This is a genomic window from Pseudomonas sp. (genome assembly GCF_049590575.1).
Taxonomy (GTDB): Bacteria; Pseudomonadota; Gammaproteobacteria; order Pseudomonadales; family Pseudomonadaceae; genus Aquipseudomonas.
Genome location: NZ_JBAWDE010000030.1, coordinates 1 through 26,857, shown reverse-complemented (window position 1 = coordinate 26,857; position 26,857 = coordinate 1). Strand labels below are relative to the sequence as shown.

Annotated in this window: 26 protein-coding genes; 20 read left to right on the top strand and 6 right to left on the bottom strand. The window is 61.3% G+C overall.

All coding sequences use genetic code 11. The annotated features are described in order from the left end of the window. The first annotated feature begins 151 nt into the window (after positions 1-151). From WBR57_RS02660 to WBR57_RS02580, 17 genes are all read left to right on the top strand, one after another. Positions 152-889, top strand: coding sequence for a secretin N-terminal domain-containing protein (locus WBR57_RS02660; protein WP_424081855.1), 738 nt, complete (start codon positions 152-154; stop codon positions 887-889). 493 nt (positions 890-1,382) lie between these two features. Beyond that, complete coding sequence (aceA, locus tag WBR57_RS02655) at positions 1,383-2,708, top strand: isocitrate lyase (protein ID WP_025858968.1); 1,326 nt, start codon at positions 1,383-1,385, stop codon at positions 2,706-2,708. Positions 2,709-3,364: 656 nt separating this feature from the next. Further along, positions 3,365-3,778 carry an NADH-quinone oxidoreductase subunit A gene (locus tag WBR57_RS02650; RefSeq protein ID WP_015372409.1) on the top strand — a complete coding sequence of 138 codons (414 nt, stop codon included), beginning with the start codon at positions 3,365-3,367 and terminating at the stop codon, positions 3,776-3,778. 10 nt (positions 3,779-3,788) lie between these two features. Beyond that, a complete protein-coding gene (locus WBR57_RS02645) occupies positions 3,789-4,463 on the top strand; it encodes a NuoB/complex I 20 kDa subunit family protein (RefSeq protein ID WP_012724951.1) in 675 nt (224 codons plus the stop codon). 72 nt (positions 4,464-4,535) lie between these two features. Further along, positions 4,536-6,320, top strand: a complete 1,785-nt coding sequence (gene nuoC, locus WBR57_RS02640; protein WP_025858969.1) for an NADH-quinone oxidoreductase subunit C/D — start codon at positions 4,536-4,538, stop codon at positions 6,318-6,320. A 2-nt stretch (positions 6,321-6,322) separates the two neighbouring features. Next, positions 6,323-6,820: an NADH-quinone oxidoreductase subunit NuoE gene (gene nuoE, locus WBR57_RS02635; protein WP_003219568.1), complete on the top strand. Its 498-nt coding sequence runs from the start codon at positions 6,323-6,325 to the stop codon at positions 6,818-6,820. Beyond that, positions 6,817-8,175, top strand: a complete 1,359-nt coding sequence (nuoF, locus tag WBR57_RS02630) for an NADH-quinone oxidoreductase subunit NuoF (RefSeq protein ID WP_122541145.1) — start codon at positions 6,817-6,819, stop codon at positions 8,173-8,175. The genes nuoE and nuoF overlap by 4 nt, the downstream gene beginning before the upstream one ends. A gap of 135 nt (positions 8,176-8,310) precedes the next feature. Continuing rightward, complete coding sequence (gene nuoG / locus WBR57_RS02625) at positions 8,311-11,025, top strand: NADH-quinone oxidoreductase subunit NuoG (protein ID WP_424081850.1); 2,715 nt, start codon at positions 8,311-8,313, stop codon at positions 11,023-11,025. Continuing rightward, positions 11,022-12,029, top strand: a complete 1,008-nt coding sequence (gene nuoH, locus WBR57_RS02620; protein WP_122541143.1) for an NADH-quinone oxidoreductase subunit NuoH — start codon at positions 11,022-11,024, stop codon at positions 12,027-12,029. Before nuoG ends, nuoH begins: the two co-directional genes overlap by 4 nt. Before the next feature lie 11 nt (positions 12,030-12,040). Then, a complete protein-coding gene (nuoI, locus tag WBR57_RS02615; RefSeq protein WP_003174725.1) occupies positions 12,041-12,589 on the top strand; it encodes an NADH-quinone oxidoreductase subunit NuoI in 549 nt (182 codons plus the stop codon). Positions 12,590-12,598: 9 nt separating this feature from the next. Next, on the top strand, positions 12,599-13,102 hold the full coding sequence (nuoJ, locus tag WBR57_RS02610) for an NADH-quinone oxidoreductase subunit J (RefSeq protein WP_003219561.1): 504 nt from the start codon (positions 12,599-12,601) through the stop codon (positions 13,100-13,102). A gap of 2 nt (positions 13,103-13,104) precedes the next feature. Further along, the gene (gene nuoK, locus WBR57_RS02605) at positions 13,105-13,413 is read left to right on the top strand and encodes an NADH-quinone oxidoreductase subunit NuoK (protein WP_003219560.1); all 309 of its coding nucleotides are present in this window, start codon (positions 13,105-13,107) and stop codon (positions 13,411-13,413) included. Next, entirely contained in the window at positions 13,410-15,263 is a 1,854-nt protein-coding gene (nuoL, locus tag WBR57_RS02600; protein ID WP_424081848.1) for an NADH-quinone oxidoreductase subunit L, read from the top strand. The genes nuoK and nuoL overlap by 4 nt, the downstream gene beginning before the upstream one ends. A gap of 46 nt (positions 15,264-15,309) precedes the next feature. Continuing rightward, entirely contained in the window at positions 15,310-16,842 is a 1,533-nt protein-coding gene (gene nuoM / locus WBR57_RS02595) for an NADH-quinone oxidoreductase subunit M (protein WP_010209575.1), read from the top strand. Between the two features lie 7 nt (positions 16,843-16,849). Continuing rightward, positions 16,850-18,313, top strand: a complete 1,464-nt coding sequence (gene nuoN / locus WBR57_RS02590; RefSeq protein WP_424081846.1) for an NADH-quinone oxidoreductase subunit NuoN — start codon at positions 16,850-16,852, stop codon at positions 18,311-18,313. A gap of 239 nt (positions 18,314-18,552) precedes the next feature. Next, positions 18,553-18,897, top strand: coding sequence for a toxin (locus WBR57_RS02585; protein WP_424081844.1), 345 nt, complete (start codon positions 18,553-18,555; stop codon positions 18,895-18,897). Beyond that, positions 18,894-19,208, top strand: a complete 315-nt coding sequence (locus tag WBR57_RS02580) for a helix-turn-helix domain-containing protein (RefSeq protein ID WP_424081842.1) — start codon at positions 18,894-18,896, stop codon at positions 19,206-19,208. The genes WBR57_RS02585 and WBR57_RS02580 overlap by 4 nt, the downstream gene beginning before the upstream one ends. A 57-nt stretch (positions 19,209-19,265) precedes the next feature. Here WBR57_RS02580 and WBR57_RS02575 read toward each other — a convergent pair whose 3' ends face one another. Further along, positions 19,266-20,018, bottom strand: coding sequence for an outer membrane beta-barrel protein (locus tag WBR57_RS02575; RefSeq protein ID WP_424081840.1), 753 nt, complete (start codon positions 20,016-20,018; stop codon positions 19,266-19,268). A 230-nt stretch (positions 20,019-20,248) separates the two neighbouring features. Here WBR57_RS02575 and WBR57_RS02570 point away from each other — a divergent pair, with 230 nt between their 5' ends. Then, the gene (locus tag WBR57_RS02570; RefSeq protein WP_424081838.1) at positions 20,249-20,485 is read left to right on the top strand and encodes a DUF6555 family protein; all 237 of its coding nucleotides are present in this window, start codon (positions 20,249-20,251) and stop codon (positions 20,483-20,485) included. Positions 20,486-20,516: 31 nt separating this feature from the next. On the opposite strand, the gene WBR57_RS02565 is transcribed toward WBR57_RS02570, so the two are convergent. Together WBR57_RS02565 and WBR57_RS02560 are read right to left on the bottom strand one after the other, a co-directional pair. Next, positions 20,517-20,723 (bottom strand): DUF6021 family protein, encoded by a 207-nt coding sequence (locus tag WBR57_RS02565; protein WP_424081836.1) that lies wholly within the window; start codon positions 20,721-20,723, stop codon positions 20,517-20,519. Positions 20,724-20,735: 12 nt separating this feature from the next. Further along, positions 20,736-20,915: a hypothetical protein gene (locus tag WBR57_RS02560; protein ID WP_424081834.1), complete on the bottom strand. Its 180-nt coding sequence runs from the start codon at positions 20,913-20,915 to the stop codon at positions 20,736-20,738. A gap of 114 nt (positions 20,916-21,029) precedes the next feature. Between WBR57_RS02560 and WBR57_RS02555 the strand changes: the two genes are divergently transcribed. Continuing rightward, on the top strand, positions 21,030-21,551 hold the full coding sequence (locus WBR57_RS02555) for a DUF3087 family protein (protein ID WP_424081830.1): 522 nt from the start codon (positions 21,030-21,032) through the stop codon (positions 21,549-21,551). 1 nt (position 21,552) lies between these two features. Here the strand turns inward: WBR57_RS02555 and WBR57_RS02550 are convergent, their stop codons facing one another. Genes WBR57_RS02550 through WBR57_RS02540 form a run of 3 tightly spaced genes read right to left on the bottom strand, consistent with a single transcriptional unit; the run spans position 21,553 to position 25,078 of the window. Continuing rightward, entirely contained in the window at positions 21,553-22,686 is a 1,134-nt protein-coding gene (locus WBR57_RS02550; protein WP_424081828.1) for an MFS transporter, read from the bottom strand. Positions 22,687-22,743: 57 nt separating this feature from the next. Next, entirely contained in the window at positions 22,744-24,111 is a 1,368-nt protein-coding gene (locus tag WBR57_RS02545) for an MFS transporter (RefSeq protein ID WP_424081826.1), read from the bottom strand. Between the two features lie 55 nt (positions 24,112-24,166). Beyond that, positions 24,167-25,078: a Dyp-type peroxidase gene (locus WBR57_RS02540; protein ID WP_424081824.1), complete on the bottom strand. Its 912-nt coding sequence runs from the start codon at positions 25,076-25,078 to the stop codon at positions 24,167-24,169. Positions 25,079-25,231: 153 nt separating this feature from the next. Between WBR57_RS02540 and WBR57_RS02535 the strand changes: the two genes are divergently transcribed. Further along, entirely contained in the window at positions 25,232-26,848 is a 1,617-nt protein-coding gene (locus WBR57_RS02535; RefSeq protein ID WP_424081822.1) for an NADP-dependent glyceraldehyde-3-phosphate dehydrogenase, read from the top strand. Positions 26,849-26,857 lie beyond the last annotated feature (9 nt).

The following is a 26,857-nucleotide window of genomic DNA, read 5'->3' as shown; positions in this document are numbered from 1 at the left end:
TGTGGGAGCTGGCTTGCCTGCGAAGACGCCTTCAGTAACACCAGAAATGCCCTGCCATGCCAGGGCATTTTGCCGTCTACGATTCAACTTGCGACCCGCCAGGCCGACAAACTGGCACTATCACGCTAAATGACTCGCAGAGATAACGGACATGTCCCTACGCACCCTGCTCACCGCCCTCCTCCTGACCACGAGCTGCTCGGCAATCGCCGACACCGAAGTCGTCAACCTGAGCAACCGTACCAGCGCCGACCTGCTGCCCGTGGCGCAAAACTTCATCGGCAAGGACGGCACCGTCAGCGCCTATGGCAACCAACTTATCGTCAAGGCCGACCCAGCCAAGATCCAGGACCTGCGCGCCCTGCTCTCGCAACTGGACACACCCGCCAAGCGCCTGCTGATCACCGTCGATACCAACGAAAACAATCAGCAGAACACTGGCGACAGCCAAACCCGCATCATCAGCTACGGCACCGCCAGCCGTGACGGCGGCATCCAGCAGATCCAGGCCAGCGAAGGCGTGCCCGCGCTGATCCAGGTCGGCCAGAGCGTGCCGCTCACCACCACCCAGCCTGACGCCTATGGTCGCCCGCAAAACCAGACGCACTATCGCAACGTCACCCAGGGTTTCTACGTCACGGCCAGCGTCACCGGCGAGACCGTACACCTGGCGATCAGTACCAACCGTGACCGCATGAGCCAGGAACGTCCCGATGTAGTGAATGTGCAAAGTACCGACACAAGCGTCAGCGGGCGCCTCGGCGAGTGGATTCCGCTGGCGGGCATCAATCGCCAGACCCAGGCCGATAAATCCTCTACAACCCGCAGCTACTCTACGCAAGGCCGCGATGACCTGACTTTACGGGTCAAGGTCGACACCTTGAACTGAAGCACCAAAAACTGACTGGCGAGTCGTATGAGACTAAAGATGTAGTGCTTTAAAAAAAGCACTACAAACCATTTGACGATCCAAAAAAGCATGGGCATGATGGCCTCGCTCCCGCTAATCAGGGGCCCTGGCAAGGGCCTTCGGATCGTCGCTCCAAGCTACCCAACTGAGCCGATTCGTGTCTGTACCGCCCACAAGGTGTGTTTGACGAGGTTGCGACTGGAACGAAGTTGTCCCGAGGGACGGAAGCTAACCAGGTAACCCGGCTACACACTGATGGATCGTACAAAGGCCCACGACGCCCGAAGACCGTTCGCAGTTCGCCCTTACCTGCTCAACTCCACCTTGAGCCATCGTTCATCCCGTCGACTTCCCCGCCAAACCTGGCTTGACCGCCTACGCTTCTGATCAGCGAGCAGCCCTGCCCACGCATTGAATGTGCGGCCGGCAAAACGGATGTTTTTCCAAACAAGAAGCGACGAGGTTTATTTCCATGGCACTGACACGCGAACAGCAAATTGCAGCCCTTGAAAAAGACTGGGCTGAAAACCCACGCTGGAAAGGCGTGACCCGCGCTTATTCCGCTGCTGACGTCGTCCGCCTGCGTGGCTCGGTTCAACCCGAGCACACCTTTGCAAAACTCGGCGCCGAAAAGCTCTGGAACCTGGTCACCCAAGGCGCCAAGCCGTCCTTCCGTCCCGACAAAGATTTCGTCAACTGCATGGGCGCCCTCACGGGTGGCCAGGCAGTCCAACAGGTAAAAGCCGGCATCCAGGCGATCTACCTGTCCGGCTGGCAAGTGGCGGCGGACAACAACTCCGCTGAATCCATGTACCCCGACCAGTCGCTGTACCCGGTGGACTCGGTACCGACCGTGGTCAAGCGCATCAACAACTCGTTCCGCCGCGCCGACCAGATCCAGTGGAAAGCCGGTAAAGGCCCGGGCGACGAAGGCTACATCGACTACTTCGCGCCGATCGTGGCGGACGCTGAAGCTGGTTTCGGTGGCGTGCTGAACGCCTACGAACTGATGAAGAGCATGATCGAAGCAGGCGCCGCCGGCGTTCACTTCGAAGACCAACTGGCGTCCGTGAAGAAATGCGGCCACATGGGTGGCAAGGTACTGGTGCCTACCCAGGAAGCCGTGCAGAAGCTGACCGCTGCTCGCCTGGCCGCTGACGTTGCCGGCACGCCGACCATCATCCTGGCGCGTACCGACGCCAACGCCGCTGACCTGCTGACCTCGGACTGCGACCCGTACGACCAGCCGTTCGTGACCGGCGAGCGTACCCAGGAAGGCTTCTATAAAGTCCGCGCCGGCCTCGACCAGGCCATTGCTCGCGGCCTGGCCTACGCACCGTATGCCGACCTGATCTGGTGCGAAACCGCCAAGCCGGATCTGGACGAAGCCCGTCGTTTCGCCGAAGCGATCAAGAAGGAATACCCGGACCAACTGCTGTCCTACAACTGCTCGCCTTCTTTCAACTGGAAGAAGAACCTGGACGACGCGACCATCGCCAAGTTCCAGCGCGAACTGTCCGCCATGGGCTACAAGCACCAGTTCATCACCCTGGCCGGCATTCACAACATGTGGCACAGCATGTTCAACCTGGCGCACGACTATGCCCGCAATGACATGACTGCCTACGTGAAACTGCAGGAGCAGGAATTCGCCGACGCCGCCAAGGGCTACACCTTTGTGGCGCACCAGCAGGAAGTGGGCACCGGCTACTTCGACGACATGACCACCGTGATCCAGGGCGGCACCTCGTCCGTGACCGCGCTGACCGGTTCGACCGAAGAAGAGCAGTTCCACTAAGCACCGCGTACACGGCCATTGCGGCCCCAAGGAAGGCCTAACCGCAGTGCCGCACAACAATCACGCCCCGACTGGTTCGGGGCGTTTTTTTGGCCGTGCAAATCCCTCTGACACAATGAAACTCAAAATGTGGGAGGGGGCTTGCCCCCGATGGCTGTGTGCCAGCCAGCCCATGTGAAATTGATACACCGCTATCGGCGGCAAGCCCCCTCCCACATTGGAATGCATGCAACCTCAGGATTTTGAGGCAAAACATTGATCCAGAGCGGTATTTGCCTGATTCAAATCGGTTAAAAGATTGGCTGCTGCAACTAAGTGGTAATCCAGCAAGTAACGGCAACTTCCCCCGCCACACGAGAAACATTCGCTTAAACCCCACGCAAACAATATTCATTATCATTTGGCGCATGAAAACTTCGTTACCGAGCAAACAAAACACAATTCATTAAATGCCCGCTAATCCCCGCCCCACAAGGGCTACAGCCCCAAAGAGGTGCACTATGTGCTTATTCCAACGAATAATTTCGCTCTCGCAATTTTACTTGCCCGGTGTTTAGCCATAAAATCACCCCGATTGATTGCGCTGCGACATATCGTCACTGCATCGTTACTTTTTCGAGCTCAGAGACCTTTGCTCTCTGTTAAGGATTTCCAGCATGACCGAAGCGACAGGACTCATAGCCCACAACTGGGGCTTTGCCATTTTCCTCCTCGGTGTTGTCGGCCTGTGTGCCTTCATGCTCGGCGTCTCCAGCCTCCTCGGGTCAAAAGCCTGGGGCCGCAGCAAAAATGAACCGTTCGAGTCCGGCATGCTGCCTACAGGTGGCGCCCGCTTGCGGCTCTCAGCCAAATTCTATCTGGTCGCGATGCTGTTCGTGATCTTCGATATCGAAGCCCTTTTTCTCTTTGCCTGGTCTGTGTCCGTCCGCGAAAGCGGCTGGACCGGATTCGTCGAAGCTCTCGTTTTCATAGCAATTCTGTTGGCAGGCCTTGTCTACCTATTTCGAGTGGGCGCCCTTGACTGGGCTCCGGAAGCTCGTCGTAAGCGGCAAGCGAAGCTGAAACAATGAGGCTTTGGCGATGCAATACAATCTCACCAGGATCGACCCGGATGCTCCTAACGATCAGTACCCAATCGGCGAACGCGAAACCGTTTCCGATCCGTTAGAAGATCAAGTCCACAAAAACATCTACATGGGCAAGCTCGAAGACGTGCTGAGTGGCGCGGTCAACTGGGGGCGTAAGAACTCCCTGTGGCCGTACAACTTCGGCCTGTCCTGCTGCTACGTGGAAATGACCACCGCCTTCACGGCGCCCCACGACATCGCGCGCTTTGGCGCCGAAGTTATCCGGGCATCACCGCGCCAGGCGGATTTCATGGTTATCGCCGGTACCTGCTTTATCAAGATGGCGCCGATCATCCAGCGTCTCTACGAGCAAATGCTCGAGCCGAAGTGGGTTATCTCCATGGGCTCGTGCGCCAACTCCGGTGGCATGTACGACATCTACTCGGTGGTTCAAGGGGTGGACAAGTTCCTGCCCGTGGACGTCTACGTGCCTGGCTGCCCGCCCCGCCCTGAAGCTTTCCTGCAAGGCTTGATGCTGTTGCAGGAATCGATTGGCAAGGAGCGTCGCCCACTTTCCTGGGTCGTTGGCGATCAAGGCGTATACCGCGCCGAGATGCCTTCGCAAAAGGAACAGCGCCGCGAACAGCGAATCGCAGTCACCAATCTGCGCAGCCCCGACGAAGTCTGATCCAGCACCGCTTCTTATATAGAACGAAAACCTGGCTTCATTCTTTACGTTGACCGAAAGCGATAAAAAACCATGACTACAGGCAGTGCTCTGTACATCCCGCCTTATAAGGCAGACGACCAGGACGTGGTTGTCGAACTCAATAACCGTTTTGGCCCTGACGCCTTCACCGCCCAGGCCACACGCACCGGTATGCCGGTGCTGTGGGTGGCGCGCGCCAAGCTCGTCGAAGTCCTGACCTTCCTGCGCAACCTGCCCAAGCCATACGTCATGCTCTACGACCTGCATGGTGTGGACGAGCGTCTGCGCACCAAGCGCCAGGGGCTGCCGAGCGGCGCCGATTTCACCGTGTTCTATCACCTGCTGTCGATCGAACGTAACAGCGACGTGATGATCAAGGTCGCCCTGTCCGAAAGCGACCTGAGCGTGCCGACCGTGACCGGTATCTGGCCGAACGCCAGCTGGTACGAGCGTGAAGTCTGGGACATGTTCGGGATCGACTTCCCGGGCCACCCGCACCTGACGCGCATCATGATGCCGCCGACCTGGGAAGGTCACCCGCTGCGCAAGGACTTCCCTGCACGCGCCACCGAATTCGACCCGTTCAGCCTCAACCTCGCCAAGCAACAGCTTGAAGAAGAAGCTGCGCGCTTCCGGCCGGAAGACTGGGGCATGAAACGCTCCGGCACCAACGAGGACTACATGTTCCTCAACCTGGGCCCGAACCACCCTTCGGCTCACGGTGCCTTCCGCATCATCCTGCAACTGGACGGCGAAGAAATCGTCGACTGCGTGCCGGACATCGGCTACCACCACCGTGGCGCCGAGAAGATGGCCGAGCGCCAGTCGTGGCACAGCTTCATCCCGTACACCGACCGTATCGACTACCTCGGCGGCGTGATGAACAACCTGCCGTACGTGCTCTCGGTCGAGAAGCTGGCCGGTATCAAAGTGCCGGACCGCGTCGACACCATCCGCATCATGATGGCCGAGTTCTTCCGCATCACCAGCCACCTGCTGTTCCTGGGTACCTACATCCAGGACGTCGGCGCCATGACCCCGGTGTTCTTCACCTTCACCGACCGTCAGCGCGCCTACAAGGTCATCGAAGCCATCACCGGTTTCCGCCTGCACCCGGCCTGGTACCGCATCGGCGGCGTGGCCCACGACCTGCCGAACGGCTGGGAGCGCCTGGTCAAGGAATTCATCGACTGGATGCCCAAGCGTCTGGACGAATACCAGAAAGCCGCGCTCGACAACAGTATCCTCAAAGGCCGCACCATCGGCGTCGCGCAGTACAACACCAAAGAAGCCCTGGAATGGGGCGTCACCGGTGCGGGCTTGCGTTCGACCGGTTGCGATTTCGACCTGCGTAAAGCGCGCCCGTACTCGGGCTACGAGAACTTTGAATTCGAAGTGCCGCTGGCGGCCAATGGCGATGCCTACGACCGTTGCATCGTGCGCGTCGAAGAAATGCGCCAGAGCCTGAAGATCATCGAGCAGTGCATGCGCAACATGCCGGCCGGCCCGTACAAGGCGGATCACCCGCTGACCACGCCGCCGCCGAAAGAACGCACGCTGCAGCACATCGAAACCCTGATCACGCACTTCCTGCAAGTTTCGTGGGGCCCGGTCATGCCGGCCAACGAGTCCTTCCAGATGATTGAAGCGACCAAGGGTATCAACAGTTATTACCTGACGAGCGATGGCGGCACCATGAGCTACCGCACCCGGATTCGTACCCCAAGTTTTGCGCACTTGCAGCAGATCCCTTCGGTGATCAAAGGCGAGATGGTCGCGGACTTGATTGCGTACCTGGGTAGTATCGATTTCGTTATGGCCGACGTGGACCGCTAAGCATGAACAGCACGCTTATCCAGACAGACCGTTTCACCTTGAGTGAAACCGAGCGCTCGGCCATCGAGCACGAGCTGCATCACTACGAAGACCCGCGCGCGGCGTCGATCGAAGCCTTGAAGATCGTGCAGAAGGAACGTGGCTGGGTGCCCGACGGCGCCCTCTACGCCATCGGCGAGATCCTCGGCATCCCCGCCAGCGACGTTGAAGGTGTGGCCACGTTCTATAGCCAGATCTTCCGCCAGCCGGTGGGCCGCCACATCATTCGCGTGTGCGACAGCATGGTCTGCTACATCGGTGGCCACGAGTCCGTGGTCAGCGAAATCCAGAGCAAGCTCGGTATCGGCCTCGGCCAGACCACCCCGGACGGCCGCTTCACGCTGCTGCCGGTGTGCTGCCTGGGCAACTGCGACAAGGCGCCGGCGTTGATGATCGACGACGACACATTCGGTGACGTGCAGCCTGCTGGCGTGACCCAATTGCTCGAGGGCTACCCATGACCCTGACCTCTTTCGGCCCGGCCAACCTGATCAAGCGTTCGCCCGAGACCCACCCACTGACCTGGCGCCTGCGTGACGACGGCGAGCCGGTATGGCTCGACGAGTACCAGGCCAAGAACGGTTACGCCGCTGCGCGCAAAGCCTTCGCCGACATGGCCCAGGACGATATCGTCCAGACCGTGAAAGACGCCGGCCTCAAAGGCCGCGGCGGTGCAGGCTTCCCCACCGGCGTGAAGTGGGGCCTGATGCCCAAGGACGAATCCATCAACATCCGCTACCTGCTGTGCAACGCGGATGAAATGGAGCCCAACACCTGGAAAGACCGCATGCTGATGGAGCAACTGCCCCATCTGCTGATCGAAGGCATGCTGATCAGCGCCCGCGCGCTGAAAACCTACCGTGGCTACATTTTCCTGCGCGGCGAATACACCACCGCCGCCAAGCACCTCACCCGTGCCGTGGAAGAAGCCAAGGCGGCGGGCCTGCTGGGTAAAAACATTCTGGGCAGCGGCTTCGATTTCGAGCTGTTCGTGCACACCGGCGCCGGGCGTTACATCTGCGGTGAAGAAACCGCACTGATCAACTCCCTCGAAGGCCGCCGCGCCAACCCGCGTTCCAAGCCGCCCTTCCCTGCCGCCGTGGGCGTGTGGGGCAAGCCGACCTGCGTGAACAACGTCGAGACCCTGTGCAACGTGCCGGCGATCATCGCCGACGGCGTGGACTGGTACAAATCGTTGGCCCGCGAAGGCAGCGAAGACATGGGCACCAAGCTCATGGGCTTCTCCGGCAAGGTCAAGAACCCTGGCCTGTGGGAGCTGCCATTCGGCGTGACCGCACGCGAGCTGTTCGAGGACTACGCCGGCGGCATGCGCGACGGCTACACCTTGAAAGCCTGGCAACCCGGCGGCGCCGGCACTGGCTTCCTGCTGCCCGAGCACCTCGACGCACAGATGTATGCCGGCGGCATCGGCAAGGTCGGCACCCGCATGGGGACTGGCCTGGCGATGGCGGTGGACAACACCGTGAACATGGTCTCGTTGCTGCGCAACATGGAGCAGTTCTTCTCCCGTGAGTCCTGCGGCTTCTGCACCCCGTGCCGTGACGGTCTGCCATGGAGCGTGAAGCTCTTGATGGCGATCGAGAAAGGCGAAGGTCAGCCGGGTGACATCGAGACCCTGCTGGGGCTGGTCGGTTTCCTCGGCCCAGGCAAGACCTTCTGTGCTCACGCACCGGGCGCCGTGGAGCCATTGGGCAGCGCAATCAAATACTTCCGCTCTGAATTCGAGGCTGGCATCGCACCTGCGCGCGCCGGTGATCTGAACCAGGTGGTGACACCGACCATGGTCGGTGCGTAACGCTTAACCAGGCGAAGGGTCCGTGCCCTTCGCTTTCTCATGTGCTGACGCCTTGATGGCTGTGTAGATGCACATGAATAACAAGATTCCATTAGCCACGCCCGCTGACAACGGGCCAACGAAGAACTTTGAACCATGGCCACTATCCACGTAGACGGCAAAGCGCTCGAAGTCGATGGGGCAGACAACCTGTTACAGGCATGTCTCTCACTAGGCCTCGACATCCCTTATTTCTGCTGGCACCCCGCGCTCGGTAGCGTCGGTGCCTGTCGCCAGTGTGCGGTCAAGCAGTACACCGACGAAAACGACACCCGTGGTCGTATCGTCATGTCCTGCATGACCCCAGCCACCGACAACACCTGGATCTCCATCGAAGATGAAGAGTCCAAGGCGTTTCGCGCCAGCGTTGTCGAATGGCTGATGACCAACCACCCCCACGACTGCCCGGTCTGTGAGGAAGGCGGTCACTGCCACCTGCAAGACATGACGGTGATGACCGGCCACAACGAGCGCCGTTATCGCTTCACCAAGCGTACCCACCAGAACCAGGACCTCGGCCCGTTCATTTCCCACGAAATGAACCGCTGCATCGCCTGCTACCGTTGCGTGCGCTTCTATAAAGACTACGCTGGCGGCACCGACCTCGGCGTCTTCGGCGCCCACGACAACGTGTACTTCGGTCGCGTTGAAGACGGCGTGCTCGAAAGCGAGTTCTCCGGCAACCTCACCGAGGTCTGCCCGACCGGTGTGTTCACCGACAAGACCCACTCCGAGCGCTACAACCGTAAATGGGACATGCAGTTCTCGCCGAGCATCTGCCATGGCTGCTCCAGCGGTTGCAACATCTCCCCGGGCGAGCGCTACGGCGAACTGCGTCGCATCGAAAACCGCTTCAACGGTTCGGTCAACCAGTACTTCCTGTGCGACCGTGGCCGTTTCGGCTATGGCTACGTCAACCGCGAAGACCGCCCACGCCAGCCACTGCTGGCCGATGGTGCCAAGCTGAGCCTGGACGCGGCGCTGGATAAAGCCGCCGACCTGCTGCGTGGTCGCAACATCGTCGGTATCGGTTCGCCCCGCGCCAGCCTCGAAAGCAACTACGCGTTGCGCGAGCTGGTCGGTGCCGAGCACTTCTACTCCGGTATCGAAGCCGGTGAGCTGGAGCGCATCCGCCTGGTCCTGCAAGTGCTGAACGACAGCCCGCTGCCGGTGCCGAACATGCGCGACATCGAAGATCACGACGCGATTTTCGTGCTCGGTGAAGACCTGACCCAGACCGCTGCGCGCATCGCGCTGTCGCTGCGTCAGTCGGTCAAAGGCAAAGCCGAAGACATGGCCGACGCCATGCGCGTTCAGCCTTGGCTCGACGCCGCGGTGAAAAACATCGGCCAGCACGCGCTGAACCCGCTGTTTATCGCAAGCATCGCTGAAACCAAGCTCGACGACATCGCCGAAGAATGCGTCCACGCCGCACCGGACGACCTGGCCCGCATCGGTTTCGCCGTGGCCCACGCCCTTGACGCCAGCGCACCGGCCGTTGACGGCCTGGACTCCGAAGCCGCCGCACTGGCCCAGCGCATCGCCGACGCCCTGCTGGCCGCCAAGCGTCCATTGATCATTGCCGGCACCTCGTTGGGTTCCAAGGCGCTGATCGAAGCCGCCGCCAACATCGCCAAAGCCTTGAAGCTGCGCGACAAGAACGGCTCCATCAGCCTGGTCGTGCCGGAAGCCAACAGCCTCGGCCTGGCCATGCTCGGCGGCGAGTCCCTGGACGCCGCCCTGCAAGCCGTGACCGACGGCAACGCCGACGCCATCGTGGTGCTGGAAAACGACCTGTACACCCGCACCGATGCCGCCAAGGTTGACGCTGCACTGAACGCCGCCAAGGTCCTGATCGTCGCCGACCACCAGAAGACCGCCACCAGCGAACGTGCCGACCTGGTGCTGCCCGCCGCCACCTTCGCTGAAGGCGACGGTACCCTGGTCAGCCAGGAAGGCCGCGCCCAGCGCTTCTTCCAGGTGTTCGATCCGAAGTACATGGACGCCAGCATCCTGGTGCACGAAGGCTGGCGCTGGCTGCATGCCCTGCGCGCGACCCTGCTGAACCAGCCGATCGACTGGACCCAGCTCGACCACGTCACCGCCGCTGCCGCTGCCAGCGCGCCGCAGCTGGCCCGTATCGTCGATGCTGCGCCGTCTGCCGCGTTCCGTATCAAGGGCCTGAAACTCGCCCGTGAGCCGCTGCGTTACTCCGGGCGTACCGCCATGCGTGCCGACATCAGCGTGCACGAACCGCGTACGCCACAAGACATCGACACCGCGTTTGCCTTCTCCATGGAAGGTTACTCGGGTTCGGTTGAACCGCGTCAGCAGGTGCCATTCGCCTGGTCGCCGGGCTGGAACTCGCCGCAGGCCTGGAACAAGTTCCAGGACGAAGTCGGTGGGCATATCCGCGCCGGCGACCCGGGCACCCGCCTGATCGAAACCCACGGCGATTCGCTGAACTGGTTCGCCGCTGTACCGCGTCCGTTCAACCCGGCCCAGGGCACCTGGCAGGTTGTGCCGTTGTTCCACCTGTTCGGCAGCGAAGAGACCTCTTCCAAAGCCGCACCGGTTCAAGAGCGCATCCCGGCCGCTTACGTGTCCGTGGCCAAGTCCGAAGCCGACCGCCTGGGCGTCAACGACGGTGCCCTGCTCAGCTTGAACGTGGCCGGCCAGACCCTGCGTCTGCCGCTGCGCATCAACGATGAGCTGGGTGCCGGCCTGGTTGCACTGCCCAAAGGCCTGGCGGGCATTCCGCCGGCGATCTTCGGCAAAACCGTTGACGGTCTGCAGGAGGCAGCGCAATGACCTGGTTCACCCCTGAAGTGATCGACGTGATCATCTCGGTCGTCAAGGCCATCGTGATCCTGTTGGCCGTGGTCGTCGCGGGCGCCCTGCTCAGCTTCGTCGAACGTCGCCTGCTGGGCTGGTGGCAGGACCGTTACGGTCCGAACCGCGTCGGCCCGTTTGGCATGTTCCAGATCGCTGCCGACATGCTGAAAATGTTCTTCAAGGAAGACTGGACCCCGCCGTTTGCCGACAAGGTGATCTTCACCCTGGCACCGGTCGTGGCCATGAGCGCCTTGTTGATCGCGTTTGCCGTTATCCCGATCACCCCGACCTGGGGCGTGGCGGACCTGAACATCGGCTTGCTGTTCTTCTTCGCCATGGCCGGTCTGTCGGTCTACGCGGTGCTGTTCGCCGGTTGGTCGAGCAACAACAAGTTCGCCCTGCTGGGCAGCTTGCGGGCCTCGGCCCAGACCGTGTCCTACGAAGTGTTCATGGGCCTCGCGCTGATGGGCATCGTGGTGCAGGTCGGCTCGTTCAACATGCGCGACATCGTCGAGTACCAGGCGCAGAACCTGTGGTTCATCATTCCGCAGTTCTTCGGCTTCTGTACCTTCTTCATCGCTGGCGTCGCCGTGACTCACCGTCACCCGTTCGACCAGCCGGAAGCGGAGCAGGAACTGGCCGACGGTTACCACATTGAATACGCCGGCATGAAATGGGGCATGTTCTTCGTCGGTGAATACATCGGCATCATCTTGATCTCGGCCCTGCTGGTCACGCTGTTCTTCGGCGGCTGGCACGGACCATTCGGCATCCTGCCGCAGTTGGCGTTCTTCTGGTTCTTCCTGAAGACCGCGTTCTTCATCATGTTGTTTATCCTGCTGCGCGCTTCCATTCCGCGTCCACGATACGACCAGGTGATGGATTTCAGCTGGCGCTTCTGCCTGCCGCTGACCCTGATCAATTTGCTGGTGACTGCTGCCGTTGTGTTGTGGAACACGCCAGCGGGCGCGGTTCAGTGAGGATTTGACCCATGTTCAAATATATTGGCGACATCGTTAAGGGTACCGGTACCCAGTTGCGAAGCCTGGTGATGGTGTTCGGTCACGGCTTTCGCAAACGCGACACCCTGCAATACCCGGAAGAAGCGGTATACCTGCCGCCGCGCTATCGCGGCCGTATCGTACTGACCCGCGACCCCGATGGCGAAGAGCGTTGCGTAGCCTGCAACCTGTGCGCCGTGGCGTGCCCGGTGGGTTGCATCTCCCTGCAGAAAGCTGAAACCGAAGACGGTCGCTGGTACCCGGACTTCTTCCGCATCAACTTTTCGCGCTGCATTTTCTGCGGCCTCTGCGAGGAAGCTTGCCCGACCACCGCGATCCAGCTCACGCCGGATTTCGAGATGGCCGAGTTCAAACGTCAGGACCTGGTGTACGAGAAAGAAGATCTGCTGATCTCTGGTCCCGGTAAAAACCCTGATTACAACTTCTATCGTGTTGCAGGTATGGCCGTTGCCGGTAAGCCGAAAGGCGCCGCACAAAACGAAGCCGAGCCGATCAACGTGAAGAGCTTGCTGCCTTAAGGAAGAAAGATGGAATTCGCTTTCTATTTCGCATCGGGTATTGCAGTGGTGTCCACGCTTCGCGTGATCACCAACACTAACCCCGTGCACGCCCTGCTCTACCTGATCATTTCGCTGATCGCCGTGGCCATGACCTTCTTCAGCCTCGGCGCACCGTTCGCCGGTGTGCTGGAAGTGATCGCCTACGCCGGCGCCATCATGGTGCTGTTCGTGTTTGTGGTGATGATGCTCAACCTGGGGCCGGCTTCGGTCGCTCAGGAACGCGTCTGGCTCAAGCCCGGCATCTGGCTCGGCCCGGTGATCCTCGCAGCCTTGCTGCTGGGTGAACTGTTGTATGTGCTGTTCGCTCACCAGAGTGGCCAGGCCATCGGCCACACCACCGTGGACGCCAAAGCCGTGGGCATCAGCCTGTTCGGCCCGTACCTGCTGGTGGTCGAACTGGCTTCGATGCTGCTGCTCGCGGCAGCCATCACCGCCTTCCACTTGGGCCGCAACGAAGCCAAGGAGCAATGACGATGCCTGCTATCCCTTTGGAGCATGGTCTGGCGGTCGCCGGCATCCTGTTCTGCCTTGGCCTGGTCGGCCTGATGGTTCGCCGTAACATTCTGTTCGTGTTGATGAGCCTGGAAATCATGATGAACGCCGCGGCACTCGCGTTCATCGTGGCCGGTAGCCGTTGGGGCCAGCCGGATGGACAAGTGATGTTCATCCTGGTGATCAGCCTGGCAGCCGCCGAGGCCAGTATTGGCCTGGCGATCCTGCTGCAGCTGTATCGTCGCTTCCACACGCTTGATATCGACGCTGCCAGTGAGATGCGCGGATGAACATGATCTTTCTGACTTTCGTATTTCCCCTGATCGGTTTCCTGCTGCTGTCGTTCTCCCGTGGACGCTGGTCGGAAAACCTCTCCGCCTTGATCGGCGTGGGTTCGATTGGCCTGTCGGCCATCGTTGCCGCCTACGTCATCTGGCAGTTCAACGTGGCACCGCCGGAAGGCGGCCACTACACCCTGGTGCTGTGGCAGTGGATGTCGGTGGAAGGCTTCAAGCCCAACTTCGCCCTCTACGTCGACGGCCTGTCGATCACCATGCTCGGCGTGGTGGTGGGTGTGGGCTTCCTGATCCACCTGTTCGCGTCCTGGTACATGCGCGGTGAAGCGGGCTACTCGCGCTTCTTCTCGTACACCAACCTGTTTATCGCCAGCATGCTGTTCCTGGTGCTCGGCGATAACCTGTTGTTCCTGTACTTCGGCTGGGAAGGCGTGGGCCTATGCTCGTACCTGTTGATCGGTTTCTACTACAGCAACCGCAACAACGGTAACGCCGCACTCAAGGCATTTATCGTCACGCGTATCGGCGACGTGTTCATGGCCATCGGCCTGTTCATCCTGTTCCAACAGGTGGGCACGCTGAACATCCAGGAACTGCTGGTGCTGGCACCACAGAAATTCCAGGTCGGCGACTTCTGGATCACCCTGGCGACCCTGATGCTGCTGGGTGGCGCCGTGGGTAAATCCGCGCAGCTGCCGCTGCAAACCTGGCTGGCGGATGCGATGGCCGGTCCTACCCCGGTTTCCGCACTGATTCACGCGGCAACCATGGTAACCGCCGGTGTCTACCTGATCGCGCGTACCCACGGCCTGTTCACCCTGGCGCCGGACATCCTGCATCTTGTAGGCATCGTCGGTGGCGTGACCCTGGTACTCGCCGGCTTTGCCGCACTGGTGCAGACCGACATCAAGCGCATCCTCGCCTACTCGACCATGAGCCAGATCGGCTACATGTTCCTGGCCCTGGGCGTTGGCGCCTGGGACGCGGCGATCTTCCACCTGATGACCCACGCCTTCTTCAAGGCCCTGTTGTTCCTGGCGTCCGGTGCGGTGATCGTGGCCTGCCACCACGAGCAGAACATCTTCAAGATGGGCGGCCTGTGGAAGAAACTGCCGTTGGCCTATGCCAGCTTCATCGTCGGTGGTGCCGCACTCGCCGCCCTGCCACTGGTGACCGCCGGTTTCTACTCGAAAGACGAAATCCTCTGGGAAGCCTTTGCCAGCGGCAACCAGAACCTGCTGTACGCAGGCCTGGTGGGCGCATTCATGACCTCGCTGTACACCTTCCGCCTGATCTTCATCACCTTCCACGGTGAAGCCAAGACTGAAGCACACGCAGGCCACGGTATCTCGCACTGGCTGCCGCTGTCGGTGCTGATCATCCTGTCGACCTTCATCGGCGCCATGATCACGCCGCCACTGGCCGGTGTCCTGCCGGAAAGCGCCGGGCATGCCGGTGGCGCCGCCAAGCACAGCCTGGAAATCGCCTCGGGTGCCATCGCCCTGGCCGGTATCCTGCTGGCCGCGCTGCTGTTCCTCGGCAAGCGTCGCTTCGTGACCGCCGTCGCCAACAGTGGCATTGGCCGCTTCCTGTCGGCCTGGTGGTTCGCTGCCTGGGGCTTCGACTGGATCTACGACAAACTGTTCGTCAAGCCTTACCTGGCCATCAGCCATATTCTGCGCAAAGACCCGCTCGACCAGACCATCGGTTTGATCCCGCGTGCCGCCAAGGCCGGTCACACCGCCCTGAGCCGCAGCGAGACCGGCCAATTGCGCTGGTATGCAGCGTCCATGGCGGCCGGTGCCGTCCTGGTAATCGGCGCCATCGTCGTGGTAGCGGTCTGACTATGTCTATGCACTTTGCGAACTTGCGAAAGGAAACGAGCCCGTCATGATTCTGCCCTGGCTAATCCTGATCCCCTTTATCGGCGGCCTGCTCTGCTGGATGGGTGAACGCTTCGGCGCCACCCTCCCCCGCTGGATTGCGTTGCTGACCATGTCCCTGGAACTCGCGCTCGGCCTCTGGCTGTGGGCCCATGGCGACTATTCATTTGCTCCGGCACCGGGTGTCGATCCCACCTTCGCGCTTGAATTCAAGCACGTGTGGATCCAGCGCTTCGGCATCAACGTGCACCTGGCCCTCGACGGCCTGTCGCTGTTGATGATCCTGCTGACCGGCCTGCTGGGTATCCTCTCGGTACTCTGCTCCTGGAAAGAGATCCAGCGTCACGTGGGCTTCTTCCACCTGAACCTGATGTGGATCCTGGGCGGTGTTGTCGGCGTGTTCCTCGCGCTGGACCTGTTCATGTTCTTCTTCTTCTGGGAAATGATGCTGGTGCCGATGTACTTCCTCATCGCGCTCTGGGGTCACAGTTCTTCGGACGGCAAGAAAACCCGGATCTACGCAGCGACCAAGTTCTTCATCTTCACCCAGGCTTCCGGCCTGATCATGTTGGTGGCGATCCTGGGTCTGGTACTGGTCAACTTCAACAACACCGGCGTGATTACCTTCAACTACGCCGACCTGTTGAAAACCAAGATGTCGCTGACCACCGAATACATCCTGATGCTCGGCTTCTTCATCGCCTTCGCGGTGAAGCTGCCGGTGGTGCCGTTCCACTCCTGGCTGCCGGATGCGCACGCCCAGGCGCCGACCGCGGGTTCCGTGGACCTGGCCGGTATCCTGCTGAAAACCGCTGCCTACGGCCTGTTGCGTTTCGCATTGCCGCTGTTCCCGAACGCTTCGGCCGAGTTCGCGCCGATCGCCATGACCCTGGGTCTGATCGGGATCTTCTACGGTGCGTTCCTGGCCTTCGCGCAAACCGACATCAAGCGTCTGATCGCCTTCTCGTCCGTTTCCCACATGGGTTTCGTACTGATCGGCATCTACTCCGGGAGCCAGCTGGCGCTGCAGGGCGCGGTAATCCAGATGTTGGCCCACGGGGTCTCCGCTGCCGCACTGTTTATCCTCAGTGGCCAGCTGTACGAGCGCCTGCACACCCGTGACATGCGTGAAATGGGTGGCGTGTGGTCGCGCATTGCGTACCTGCCGGCGATCAGCCTGTTCTTCGCCGCCGCATCCCTGGGCTTGCCGGGCACCGGTAACTTCATCGGCGAGTTCCTGATCCTGATGGGTGCCTTCGTGCAAACACCGTGGATCAGCGCCATTGCTACCTCCGGCCTGGTGTTCGGTTCGGTTTACTCGCTGATCATGATCCACCGCGCCTACTTCGGCCCGGCCAAGTCCGACACCGTCCTGCAAGGGATGGATGCTCGCGAACTGATCATGGTGCTCGGCCTTGCGGTACTGCTGATCTACATCGGCGTGTACCCGCAACCGTTCCTGGACACTTCTGCCGCGACGATGCATGGCGTGCAGCAGTGGTTCGGCACCGCCTTCTCTCAACTCGCTTCGGCCCGGTAAGAGCGCTATGGAATTCACGATCCAACACTTTATCGCGCTTGCGCCGCTGCTGATTACCAGCCTCACCATCGTGGTGGTGATGCTGGCGATCGCCTGGCGCCGCAATCACTCGCAAACGTTCCTGCTGTCCTGTGCCGGTTTGAACCTGGCCCTGCTGTCGATCATTCCGGCACTCAAGGTTGCGCCACTGGCCGTGACCCCGCTGATGATGATTGATGACTTCGCGCTGCTGTATATCGCGTTGATCCTCGTCGCCACCCTGGCCTGCGTCACCCTCGCCCACGCCTACCTCGGCGAAGGCGGCACCGGCTACCCTGGCAACAAGGAAGAACTGTACCTGCTGATCCTGCTGGCTGCGGCCGGTGGCATCGTGCTGGTCAGCGCGCAGCACCTGGCGGGCTTGTTTATCGGCCTGGAATTGCTGTCGATCCCGACTTACGGCCTGGTGGCCTACGCCTTCTTCAACAAACGTTCCCTGGAAGCCGGCATCAAGTACATGGTGCTGTCGGCCGCCGGTTCCGCGTTCCTGTTGTTCGGTATGGCCCTGCTCTACGCAGAAGCCGGCAGCCTGAGCTTCACCGGTATCGGTCACGCGCTGGCAGCGACCAGCATGCCTGCGCCGATTGCCCAACTGGGCCTGGCGATGATGCTGATCGGCCTGGCGTTCAAGCTGTCGCTGGTGCCCTTCCACCTGTGGACCCCGGACGTGTACGAAGGCGCCCCGGCGCCGGTGGCTGCGTTCCTGGCTACGGCGTCGAAGGTTGCCGTGTTTGCGGTGATGGTGCGTCTGTTCCAGATCTCGCCGGCTGCCAACACTGGCGTGCTGAGCAACGTGCTGACCATTATCGCCATCGCGTCGATCCTGTTCGGTAACCTGCTGGCCCTGACCCAGAACAACCTCAAGCGTCTACTCGGTTACTCCTCCATCGCGCACTTCGGCTACCTGCTGATCGCCCTGGTGGCGAGCAAAGGCCTGGCCGTGGAAGCGATGGGCGTGTACCTGGTCACCTACGTGATCACCAGCCTTGGCGCGTTCGGCGTGATCACGTTGATGTCCTCGCCGTTCAAAGGCCGTGACGCTGACGCCCTGTACGAGTATCGCGGCCTGTTCTGGCGCCGTCCGTACCTGACTGCCGTACTCACCGTGATGATGCTGTCCCTCGCCGGTATTCCGCTGACCGCGGGCTTTATCGGCAAGTTCTACATCGTCGCTACCGGTGTTGAAGCGCACGAGTGGTGGTTGGTTGCCTCGCTGGTACTGGGCAGCGCCATCGGCGTGTTCTACTACCTGCGCGTGATGGTCACCCTGTACCTGATCGAGCCAAACCTGCGCCGTGTGGACGCCGAGCTGCACTGGGAACAGAAAGCCGGTGGCGTGATGCTGCTGGCCATCGCCCTGCTCGCGTTCTTCCTGGGCGTGTACCCACAACCGTTGCTCACCCTGGTGCAGCACGCGGTGCTGGGCGTTTGATCGCTTAGGTTGATGCAATTAACAAAACGGCGCCTTCGGGCGCCGTTTTGCATTTCTGGGGCACAGTAACTCTACCCTGCCCCGCTCGCAGAAATTGCCTATCTCATATACCTACACGTCCGGCATCCATGCGCCGGAGGCCGCCGTATGGTGGCTGCGTTTTAGGAAAGTTCCCACAGCGAGGTCACTTGACCCCAAGCGAGTGGGCCCACAGACTATACGCAGGTCACGTACAGAACATGGATGCTCTATTTATAGAACTGCCCGCCTTCGAGCGGCATCGCAAGGACTATCTGAGTGACAAGCTGTTCCACGGTTTTCAACAGGAGTTGATGAAAAACCCGGAAGCAGGCGACGTGATCGAGGGCACGGGCGGGCTGCGCAAGGTTCGCTTTGTCGATGAGCGACGCAACAAAGGCAAACGCGGTGGCCTGCGGGTCATTGACTACTGGTGGTCAGGCGGCACGCAATTCTGGCTATTCACCCTGTACGGCAAACACGAACAGGACGACCTGGCCCCCCACCACAAGAAAGCCCTAAAACACATGCTGGACAGGGAAATCAAAGCGAGAATACACCCATGAAACGTGAAATCTTTTCCGAACTGGTCGAAGGCTTCGACGCATTGGCCGACGAACGCCGGGGCAAAGTCACCTTGCGTACTCACAAGGTCCACCTCAACAACCTGGCCCCGCTGACCGCCGAAGAAGTGGTAGCTGTACGCCAACAGCTCAACCTTTCGCGCTCAGTGTTCGCCATGTACCTGCGCACCAATGTGCGTACCCTGGAAAACTGGGAACAAGGCCGGGCCAAGCCCAACGCCCAGGCCGCCACCTTGATTCGCTTGGTAGCGCGCTTTCCGGAAACCGTCGCGCAGCTCGCCGCCCTGACCTGACCGACAAAAAAAACGCCCCGATCCAGTCGGGGCGTTTCAGGACCAAGGGCAGGCGCTTTAGAAGGCGATACCGACCTTGAAGCCATACTCGTCACGCTTGAGCTTGGTGTTGTCGGCCACTGCCGAGTCTTCGTCGAGCTTGTACTCGGTGCGGGTGTAGTACAGGCCCGCCATCACTGGCAGGTCGCCCTTCTGGTTCATCAACAGGCTGACTTCGGCGTACGGGTTGGTGCGGTCCTTGAGGTCCACGGTGTCGCTGCCCACGTCGTCCACCTTGAGCTTGGCGCGGCCATCAATGGTGCGACGGGCACCGGCTTCGACGCGCAGGGTCATGTCATCGAACTGGTGGTTGTAGCCCAGGGCCGCCTTGGCGAACGGGGATTTGCTGGTGAGCTTGACGTCGTAGTCGTTGGTGTCCGGCTCATAGCGGGTCCAGCTATAGCCGCCACCCACGATCACGTCGACAAAGTTGCGTGCATCCAGCGCGGCACGCCAGCCAAGGTCCAGGTCGGCCTGGCCTTCCTTCAGTTTGTTGTCACTTTTTTCGCCGTACTTGGCTTCGATGCCGGCCTGGTAGATAAAACCGGATTCGGCGGTGAGCTTGTTGCCGAAGTTGTAGAACAGCCCCGCTTCGGGCATGTGGTCCTTGTCGCTCTCGCTGCCGCCTTCGAGTTTGAAGTCGTTGTAGCTGCCCTGGATCCCGAAGGTGGAAATCGGGTCGGTGGACGGTGCAGCGAACACCACGGCGGGCGCGGCAACCAGCGCCAGCACCGAGGTATTCTTCAAGAGCATTCCGAATAGCCTGGACATCGTTTTACATCTCCTTGTCTGGTGAGCAAATTATTCAGGAACGTGTTCGAACGCCGGTCTGCGCGAAAGGTTCGAATTAATTTGCACCAATTTGGCGCTAAAACGGTAAAGCGAAGGCTCTATCTCAGCACTCTCCAGACCCGCCTTCACCGAGGCGCGTGCAACTTGTCATTTTGACTGAACCTTTTTGAACGCTTTCCTATCCATCTATAACAAGACAGGGAGGCAACATGAGTACCGCAAAAATCTACACCATCAACTATCAGCTGCACGGTCAACCGAAGTCCTTTGTGGTGCGCGCCGAAGTGATGAACAACGCCGAGGCCTGGCACTGGGCGGCCGTTGATGCCGACATTGCACACGTCAGCCGGATCGGCCGCGTGGGCCACGAACAGGTGAAGAAAACCACTCGCCCCTGGGCCGAGAAGTTTGGTATCACCGAAGTCACCTGGCTGCCGCCCAAGTAAATAAAAAGCCCCGCTCAAGGGCGGGGCTCGTTTATGGCTTCAAGTCGCCCAACGGATCGTAGGGCGGCTTTTTTTTCGTCTCATCCTTGTCCTTTTCCTGCTTGTCCAACGGCGCTATGGCAGCACCGATGGGGTCGACCTGCGGGTCGGACACATCCGGGGAGTCAGGGTCGAAACCCAACTCATCCTTGTCGTCGGCCTGTTCGTTGGACGCTGGGCCATCCGGGCGATTGTTCATCTCAGTCTCCTGTTACAGCGGGCGAGCCTTGTCGTGGAGGTGTTCTAGCTCATCCTCAACGCGCTCTACATCATGGTTTTCGTCACGCTCTTTCGGATCGTTAGGGCGCAACGCATCGTTGTCGCGCTCTTCTTCACCGGGGGTGCGATCGGGGTCGGGTGTACCGGGGGGTGGCTGGTTGTATTCAGACATGTCGGTTCTCCTCAAAGGGACTACACAGGTTTAGAGAAACCGCCGTGATCCATCGTTCAACTTGTTTGCCCAAGCGTGAGATGATGCCGGCCCCCTGCTGGAGGCATAACCCGGATGTTCGAGCTCAAACCCTGCGACCCCGCCACCTACCGCCAACAGACCCGGCGCAGCACGCTGATCGTGGCGATAACGTTCCTGGCCCTGGCGATGCTGCTGTCGAGCCTGGCGGTGATGCTGTTCGGCGAACCCGGCGGTGACAATTTGCGCTTCAATGTCGGCGGTGTCTTCGCCGGGGTGCTGATCACGCTTGCCCTGGTGCGCGGCCCGTTCTGGCGCCAGCCATGGATGGCGGCGGCGGTGTATGGCTGGCAGCTCAAGCGCAGCCTGATGAGCGTGACCAACGTGATGCACACTGTGACCGAGCGGGTGCAGGCCAACGACCCGACGGCGATCAAGCTGTTGCGCTTCTATCACTTGGGGCTGACACAGATGCACGAGCTGGATGCCAATTCCAGCAGCCAGGCGCAGTTGGTCGGGGAAATCGAAGCGCATAAGGCCAGGATGCAGACGCTGGGGATCGACACCGAGCAGACTCGCTTCGATCCTGCTTGGCTGGAGGCATTGAACAGCCGGTAACTCAGGCCGTGGCCGTCCTTGCCCGCCAGCAGAACACCGCGCTCACGGCAATCGCCGCACCCGCCACGCCGAACACCCAGGGCGCCGAAGCAATCGGCAGCAACAGGCCCGCGAGCAGTGGCCCGAGACCCGCACCGATATCCCGCCACACCGCGTTCGAGGCCAGCGCCGACACCCGCATCGCGCCGGGGTTGCGCTCGGCCACCAGGGTGGTTACCAGCGGCAGCTGCAACGCGCGCAGCACCAGCACCGCTGCCGCGCCGATAATCACCCAGTAGCTGCCGAACGCGGTCAGGGCCAGGGCACTCAGGAACGAAAACAGCAACAGCATCGAGGTCGCGCCGAAGTGCTGGGCCGCGCGTCCACCCAGGGGGCTCAGAAGCATTTCCGACACATACCGCAGCGCCATCAAGCCCCCGGCGATCAGCACCGCGTCGCCGCCCAGCAGCTTCTGCGCCTGGATCGACAAGCCAAAGATAAACAGCCCATCCAGCGCCACGCCTTCGATAAACGACCACACCGCCACACTGTCGGGCCACTTGAAACGGCGCCCCGGCGTGCTGTGCAAATCATGCCCGCTGTCAGGCAAGCCACGCGCCATCCACAGACCTATCAGGCAGCAGCCGGCCAGGATCACAAAGATCGGACGCGGCCCGGCCCATAGCGTCAACCAGCCTCCCAACGGCAACGCCAGCATCGGGCCCAGGGCAATCAAGGCCCGCGAACGCCCGGCCCGGCGTGCGGCACCGGCGGGTTCCGAGGTCGCCAGCACTTGGGTCGACAGGTTCAACGCGGCAAAACACAGGCCCCACACCAGCCGCAGCCCGAGCAACGCGGCGAAGCCTGAGAACATTGAATTGCCCAAGGCACACAGCGTCGCAGCCCCGGCGGCGATCATGCAGGTCAGCCGATCACCGTTGCGCGCGTAGAAATTCAACACATGGCGGTAGCCGAAAATCCGCACCAGGCGGTTGGCCGCCAGCAGCACCCCGGCCTGGGCCAGGGTAATACCGAAGGCCTGGGATTCCATGGGCAGCAACAGGTAGAGCAACACGTCACTGGGCAGGCATAAGGCTAGGGTCAGCGCGGCGCGGCGGGAATGGGTATCAGCGGTGCGGAGGGCCAGAGTGGACATAAATCTGAAACATCCCGAAATACTCAGGCGGCCACGGTAGCCTCCCCGCGCCTGGTTTTACAACGCCTTTTTCCCATAAGGCAGCAAACGCAGGCCACTGGCCACGGCGCCCACCAGGGCAAACACGCAGCCCAGCCACAGCGCGTATTGCGGGCCGCTGTTGACGAACAGGTGAAAACACAGCGCTACCAACGACGCGCCCAGCGTCTGCCCCAGCAAGCGCGAGATCGCCACAATGCCGCTGGCCCCGCCGCTGCGTGCCAACGGGGCGCTGGTCATCAAGGCCTTGAGGTTGGGCGACTGGAAAAAACCGAAACCCGCACCGCACAGCGCCATGCGCCAGCCGATATCAACCGCCGACGCGCCAGCGCCCAGGCTGGCCAGCGCGGCCATGCCCACGCTGAGCATCAACAACCCGATGCCGCACAACGCGCCCAGCGACACGCGGTCCGCCAGGCGCCCCGCAACCAACGCCATCACTGCAACCACAGCCGGCCACGGCGTCATCAGAAACCCGGTTTCCACCTGGCTGTGCCCAAGCACCGCCTGCAACAGAAAGGGCAGCGACACAAAGGCCAGGCCCTGGGCGCTGAAGGCACAAATGGCCGTGAGGGAAGACAAGGCAAACACCGGTCGCTTGAACAGGTCCAGCGCCAACATCGGCGCCGGGTGACCGGCCTGACGACGCAACAGCAAGGCGCCACACACCAGCGCGACGGCGACCAGGCCGAGGGTCAGCGCCCCTTGGGCACCGTGCACCGCCGTGCCCAGGCCCAGCACCAGCAAGGCGAACAGCCCGGCACACAACACGGCCGCCAAACGGTCGAAGGCGTGCCCGGTCATCGGCAGGGTCGGCAATGAACGCAGGCCCAGGGCCAGGGCCAGCAGCCCCAATGGCACATTGATCAGGTACAGCCAATGCCAGGTCGCCACCGACAGGATCGCCGACGCAGCGGTCGGCCCCAGGGTAAACGCAAGCCCCACCACCAGCGAGTTGTAGCCAAGGCCACGGCCGAGCATCTTCGACGGGTAGATATGCCGCAGTAGCGCGGTGTTCACACTCATGATTGCGGCGGCGCCCAGCCCCTGCACCACCCGCGCGGCCGTCAGGGTCACCAGCGAACCGGCCAGGCCGCAAAACAGCGACGACAGGATAAACACCAGCAACCCGCCGAGGTACACGCGGCGATGCCCCAGCACATCACTGAGGGACGCAAACGGCAGCACCGTGGCAATAATCGCCAGCTGGTAGGCGTTGACCACCCAGATCACCGAGGCGGAATCGGTGCCGATCCCCTCGGCCAGGGTCGGCAGCGCGGTGTTGACGATGGCCGTGTCCAGGGTCGCCATGCCGATCCCCAGGGAGATCGCGATCACGGCCGGCAGGCGTTTATTGAGGGGCAGCCCATCGGCAACAGAAGACATGAACAATCCGCACAGGTGGTAAAGGCCTCTAGATTACGGGTAGCTGGGGATTTTTTCAGGGCTGGATTGCTTGGCTGTCGCAATTTTCATGTTGGCCCTGGCATGGGATAGAGATCGCGCTCAGGTCCAGATGCCCATCAATGACCGGCGGGCACCAGTAATAGCCACCGGTCAACGGCGTGCTGATGCGATACAGGCCATCGACAATCCCGTCTTCGAGCCCGCTCATGCGGCGCAGCTGCGCTTCGAACGCGTCGAAGGAATGGCCAAACGCGAGGAACATCAAACCCGCCTGGCCATTCTCGGCCCACGGCATCGAGCGGCGCACCACGAAGGCTTCCGGGGTGAAGCTTTCCTGGGCGGTGCGTTTGGTGTGGGCCGATTCGGGGGCATCTTCGAGTTCTTCATTGTCGCCATGGCGGCGGCCGATGATGTGATCGCGCGCCTGGGCCGGTAAGGCGGCGAAACCGTCGAGGTCGTGCTGCCACTGCTGGATCGCGGCAAAGCTGGCGCCACTGTCGGTCAGGGCGGCTTCTACCGCGGCGTCATCGTGAGGGTTTTCGGTGCCGTCTTCGTAGTCGGTGAGGTCGAAGCCGGTCTTGTAGCGGAACCCCTCGATCGATTGCTCCAGGCGAAACGCCGGGGTCAGGGCCTTTTCAAGCGAGCGGCTGCGCAGCAACAGCTCACCGCGATCAATGCCGTGCAGCCATACCCACAGCGCCTGCTGGGTCGACGGGTTGTGCGCGCCCGGCCCGCTGACAGTCGGGAATGCGCGCAGGCCGTCAAGCGTTGCACCCAGCGCGGTTACCAGCGGCTCGCCAAACCCGACCACTGCCGCCGAATCGGCCAACTGCACCAGCGCGTCCAACGCAGCGGGCACGGCCGCCAGTGTCTGCACGGCGAAAAACAGATGGCGTGCCTGCAACGGCACCGGTGCAGCAAGAATGCCCGGCTGGTAATGACTCATGTGAACTCCTTCTGAAAAGCCGCGCAGTTTACCCGCCACGCGTAGCCGTGCGTAGCGGAAAGCGCGCAAGCCTTGCCATAGAGCCCCGTGTTGGGTGACTCTTTAGTCAAATGCCAGCTAGTCAAGTTTTGCAACTATTTCAGGGGTAGCAACATGACCACCAGCAACCTGCTCGCCCAGCTGTTTCCCGCCTCCACTGCAGAGATTCCCGAACAATTCCGTCTGGGGGCGCCCATTGAACAGCGTGATTACCTGGTAGACGGCCAGTTGCAGGTGTGGAACGGCCCGCTGGCTCAAGTGCTTAGCCCGGTGCAACTGGGCGATGAACGCGTGCATATCGGCAGCACCCCGCTGCTCGACGCCGATACCGCTCTCACCGCCCTCGACGCCGCCGTGCGCGCCTACGACCGCGGCCGGGGTGAATGGCCAACGATGCGCGTGGCTGATCGCATCCAGCACGTCGAAGCATTTCTACGCCGCATGCGTGAACAACGCGATGCGGTGGTCAAGCTGTTGATGTGGGAGATCGGCAAGAACCTCAAGGACTCGCAGAAAGAGTTCGACCGCACCTGCGACTACATCACCGACACCATCAACGCCCTCAAGGAACTCGACCGCCGCAGCAGCCGCTTCGAACTGGAACAGGACACCCTCGGCCAGATCCGTCGCGTGCCATTGGGCGTCGCGCTGTGCATGGGGCCTTACAACTACCCGCTGAACGAGACGTTTACCACGCTGATCCCGGCGTTGATCATGGGCAATACCGTGGTGTTCAAACCGGCCAAGCTTGGCGTGCTGTTGATCCGCCCGTTGCTGGAAGCGTTTCGCGATAGCTTCCCGGCCGGGGTGATCAACGTGATCTACGGCAGCGGCCGTGAAACCGTCAGCGCCCTGATGGCCAGCGGCAAGATCGATATCTTTGCGTTCATCGGCACCAACAAGGCCGCCAGTGACCTGAAAAAACTCCACCCCAAGCCACACCGCTTGCGTGCCGCATTGGGCCTGGACGCAAAAAATCCCGGCATCGTGTTGCCCGAGGTCGACCTGGACAATGCCGTCAGCGAGGCGGTGACCGGCTCGCTGTCGTTCAACGGCCAGCGCTGCACCGCGTTGAAAATCCTGTTTGTGCACGAGGACGTGGTCGAGCGCTTCATCGCGAAATTCAACGCCAAGCTCGCCACCTTGAAACCCGGCATGCCCTGGGAAGACGGCGTCTCGCTGACCCCGTTGCCGGAAGTCGGCAAGGTCGACTACCTCAACGCCCTGGTGGCCGACGCCGCCGAGCACGGTGCCCAGGTGGTAAATGACAACGGCGGCACCTGCCGCGGTTCGTTCTTCTACCCGGCGGTGCTGTACCCGGTGAACCCGCAGATGCGCGTGTACCACGAGGAGCAATTCGGCCCGGTGGTGCCCATCGTGCCTTACCGCGACCTGGACACGGTGATCGAGTACGTGCTGGATTCGGACTTCGGCCAGCAACTGAGCCTGTTCGGCACCAACGCTGTAGAGATCGGGCGCCTGGTCGACGTGTTCGCCAACCAGGTGGGCCGGATCAATATCAACGCCCAGTGCCAGCGCGGGCCGGACACCTTCCCGTTCAACGGGCGCAAGAACTCGGCCGAGGGCACGCTGTCGGTACATGACGCGTTGCGGGTGTTCTCGATCCGCACCCTGGTGGCGACCAAGTTCCAGGAAAGCAACAAGGCGCTGGTCAGCGACATCCTGCGCAACCGCGACTCCAGCTTCTTGACCACTGACTACATTTTCTAAAGATGTGGG

Bases quoted from the DNA above. Each gene is read 5' to 3' on its own strand.
- WBR57_RS02660 (WP_424081855.1), top strand. From the start codon at position 152: ATGTCCCTACGCACCCTGCTCACCGCCCTCCTCCTGACCACGAGCTGC.
- aceA (WP_025858968.1), top strand. From the start codon at position 1,383: ATGGCACTGACACGCGAACAGCAAATTGCAGCCCTTGAAAAAGACTGG.
- WBR57_RS02650 (WP_015372409.1), top strand. From the start codon at position 3,365: ATGACCGAAGCGACAGGACTCATAGCCCACAACTGGGGCTTTGCCATT.
- WBR57_RS02645 (WP_012724951.1), top strand. From the start codon at position 3,789: ATGCAATACAATCTCACCAGGATCGACCCGGATGCTCCTAACGATCAG.
- nuoC (WP_025858969.1), top strand. From the start codon at position 4,536: ATGACTACAGGCAGTGCTCTGTACATCCCGCCTTATAAGGCAGACGAC.
- nuoE (WP_003219568.1), top strand. From the start codon at position 6,323: ATGAACAGCACGCTTATCCAGACAGACCGTTTCACCTTGAGTGAAACC.
- nuoF (WP_122541145.1), top strand. From the start codon at position 6,817: ATGACCCTGACCTCTTTCGGCCCGGCCAACCTGATCAAGCGTTCGCCC.
- nuoG (WP_424081850.1), top strand. From the start codon at position 8,311: ATGGCCACTATCCACGTAGACGGCAAAGCGCTCGAAGTCGATGGGGCA.
- nuoH (WP_122541143.1), top strand. From the start codon at position 11,022: ATGACCTGGTTCACCCCTGAAGTGATCGACGTGATCATCTCGGTCGTC.
- nuoI (WP_003174725.1), top strand. From the start codon at position 12,041: ATGTTCAAATATATTGGCGACATCGTTAAGGGTACCGGTACCCAGTTG.
- nuoJ (WP_003219561.1), top strand. From the start codon at position 12,599: ATGGAATTCGCTTTCTATTTCGCATCGGGTATTGCAGTGGTGTCCACG.
- nuoK (WP_003219560.1), top strand. From the start codon at position 13,105: ATGCCTGCTATCCCTTTGGAGCATGGTCTGGCGGTCGCCGGCATCCTG.
- nuoL (WP_424081848.1), top strand. From the start codon at position 13,410: ATGAACATGATCTTTCTGACTTTCGTATTTCCCCTGATCGGTTTCCTG.
- nuoM (WP_010209575.1), top strand. From the start codon at position 15,310: ATGATTCTGCCCTGGCTAATCCTGATCCCCTTTATCGGCGGCCTGCTC.
- nuoN (WP_424081846.1), top strand. From the start codon at position 16,850: ATGGAATTCACGATCCAACACTTTATCGCGCTTGCGCCGCTGCTGATT.
- WBR57_RS02585 (WP_424081844.1), top strand. From the start codon at position 18,553: ATGGATGCTCTATTTATAGAACTGCCCGCCTTCGAGCGGCATCGCAAG.
- WBR57_RS02580 (WP_424081842.1), top strand. From the start codon at position 18,894: ATGAAACGTGAAATCTTTTCCGAACTGGTCGAAGGCTTCGACGCATTG.
- WBR57_RS02575 (WP_424081840.1), bottom strand. From the start codon at position 20,018: ATGTCCAGGCTATTCGGAATGCTCTTGAAGAATACCTCGGTGCTGGCG.
- WBR57_RS02570 (WP_424081838.1), top strand. From the start codon at position 20,249: ATGAGTACCGCAAAAATCTACACCATCAACTATCAGCTGCACGGTCAA.
- WBR57_RS02565 (WP_424081836.1), bottom strand. From the start codon at position 20,723: ATGAACAATCGCCCGGATGGCCCAGCGTCCAACGAACAGGCCGACGAC.
- WBR57_RS02560 (WP_424081834.1), bottom strand. From the start codon at position 20,915: ATGTCTGAATACAACCAGCCACCCCCCGGTACACCCGACCCCGATCGC.
- WBR57_RS02555 (WP_424081830.1), top strand. From the start codon at position 21,030: ATGTTCGAGCTCAAACCCTGCGACCCCGCCACCTACCGCCAACAGACC.
- WBR57_RS02550 (WP_424081828.1), bottom strand. From the start codon at position 22,686: ATGTCCACTCTGGCCCTCCGCACCGCTGATACCCATTCCCGCCGCGCC.
- WBR57_RS02545 (WP_424081826.1), bottom strand. From the start codon at position 24,111: ATGTCTTCTGTTGCCGATGGGCTGCCCCTCAATAAACGCCTGCCGGCC.
- WBR57_RS02540 (WP_424081824.1), bottom strand. From the start codon at position 25,078: ATGAGTCATTACCAGCCGGGCATTCTTGCTGCACCGGTGCCGTTGCAG.
- WBR57_RS02535 (WP_424081822.1), top strand. From the start codon at position 25,232: ATGACCACCAGCAACCTGCTCGCCCAGCTGTTTCCCGCCTCCACTGCA.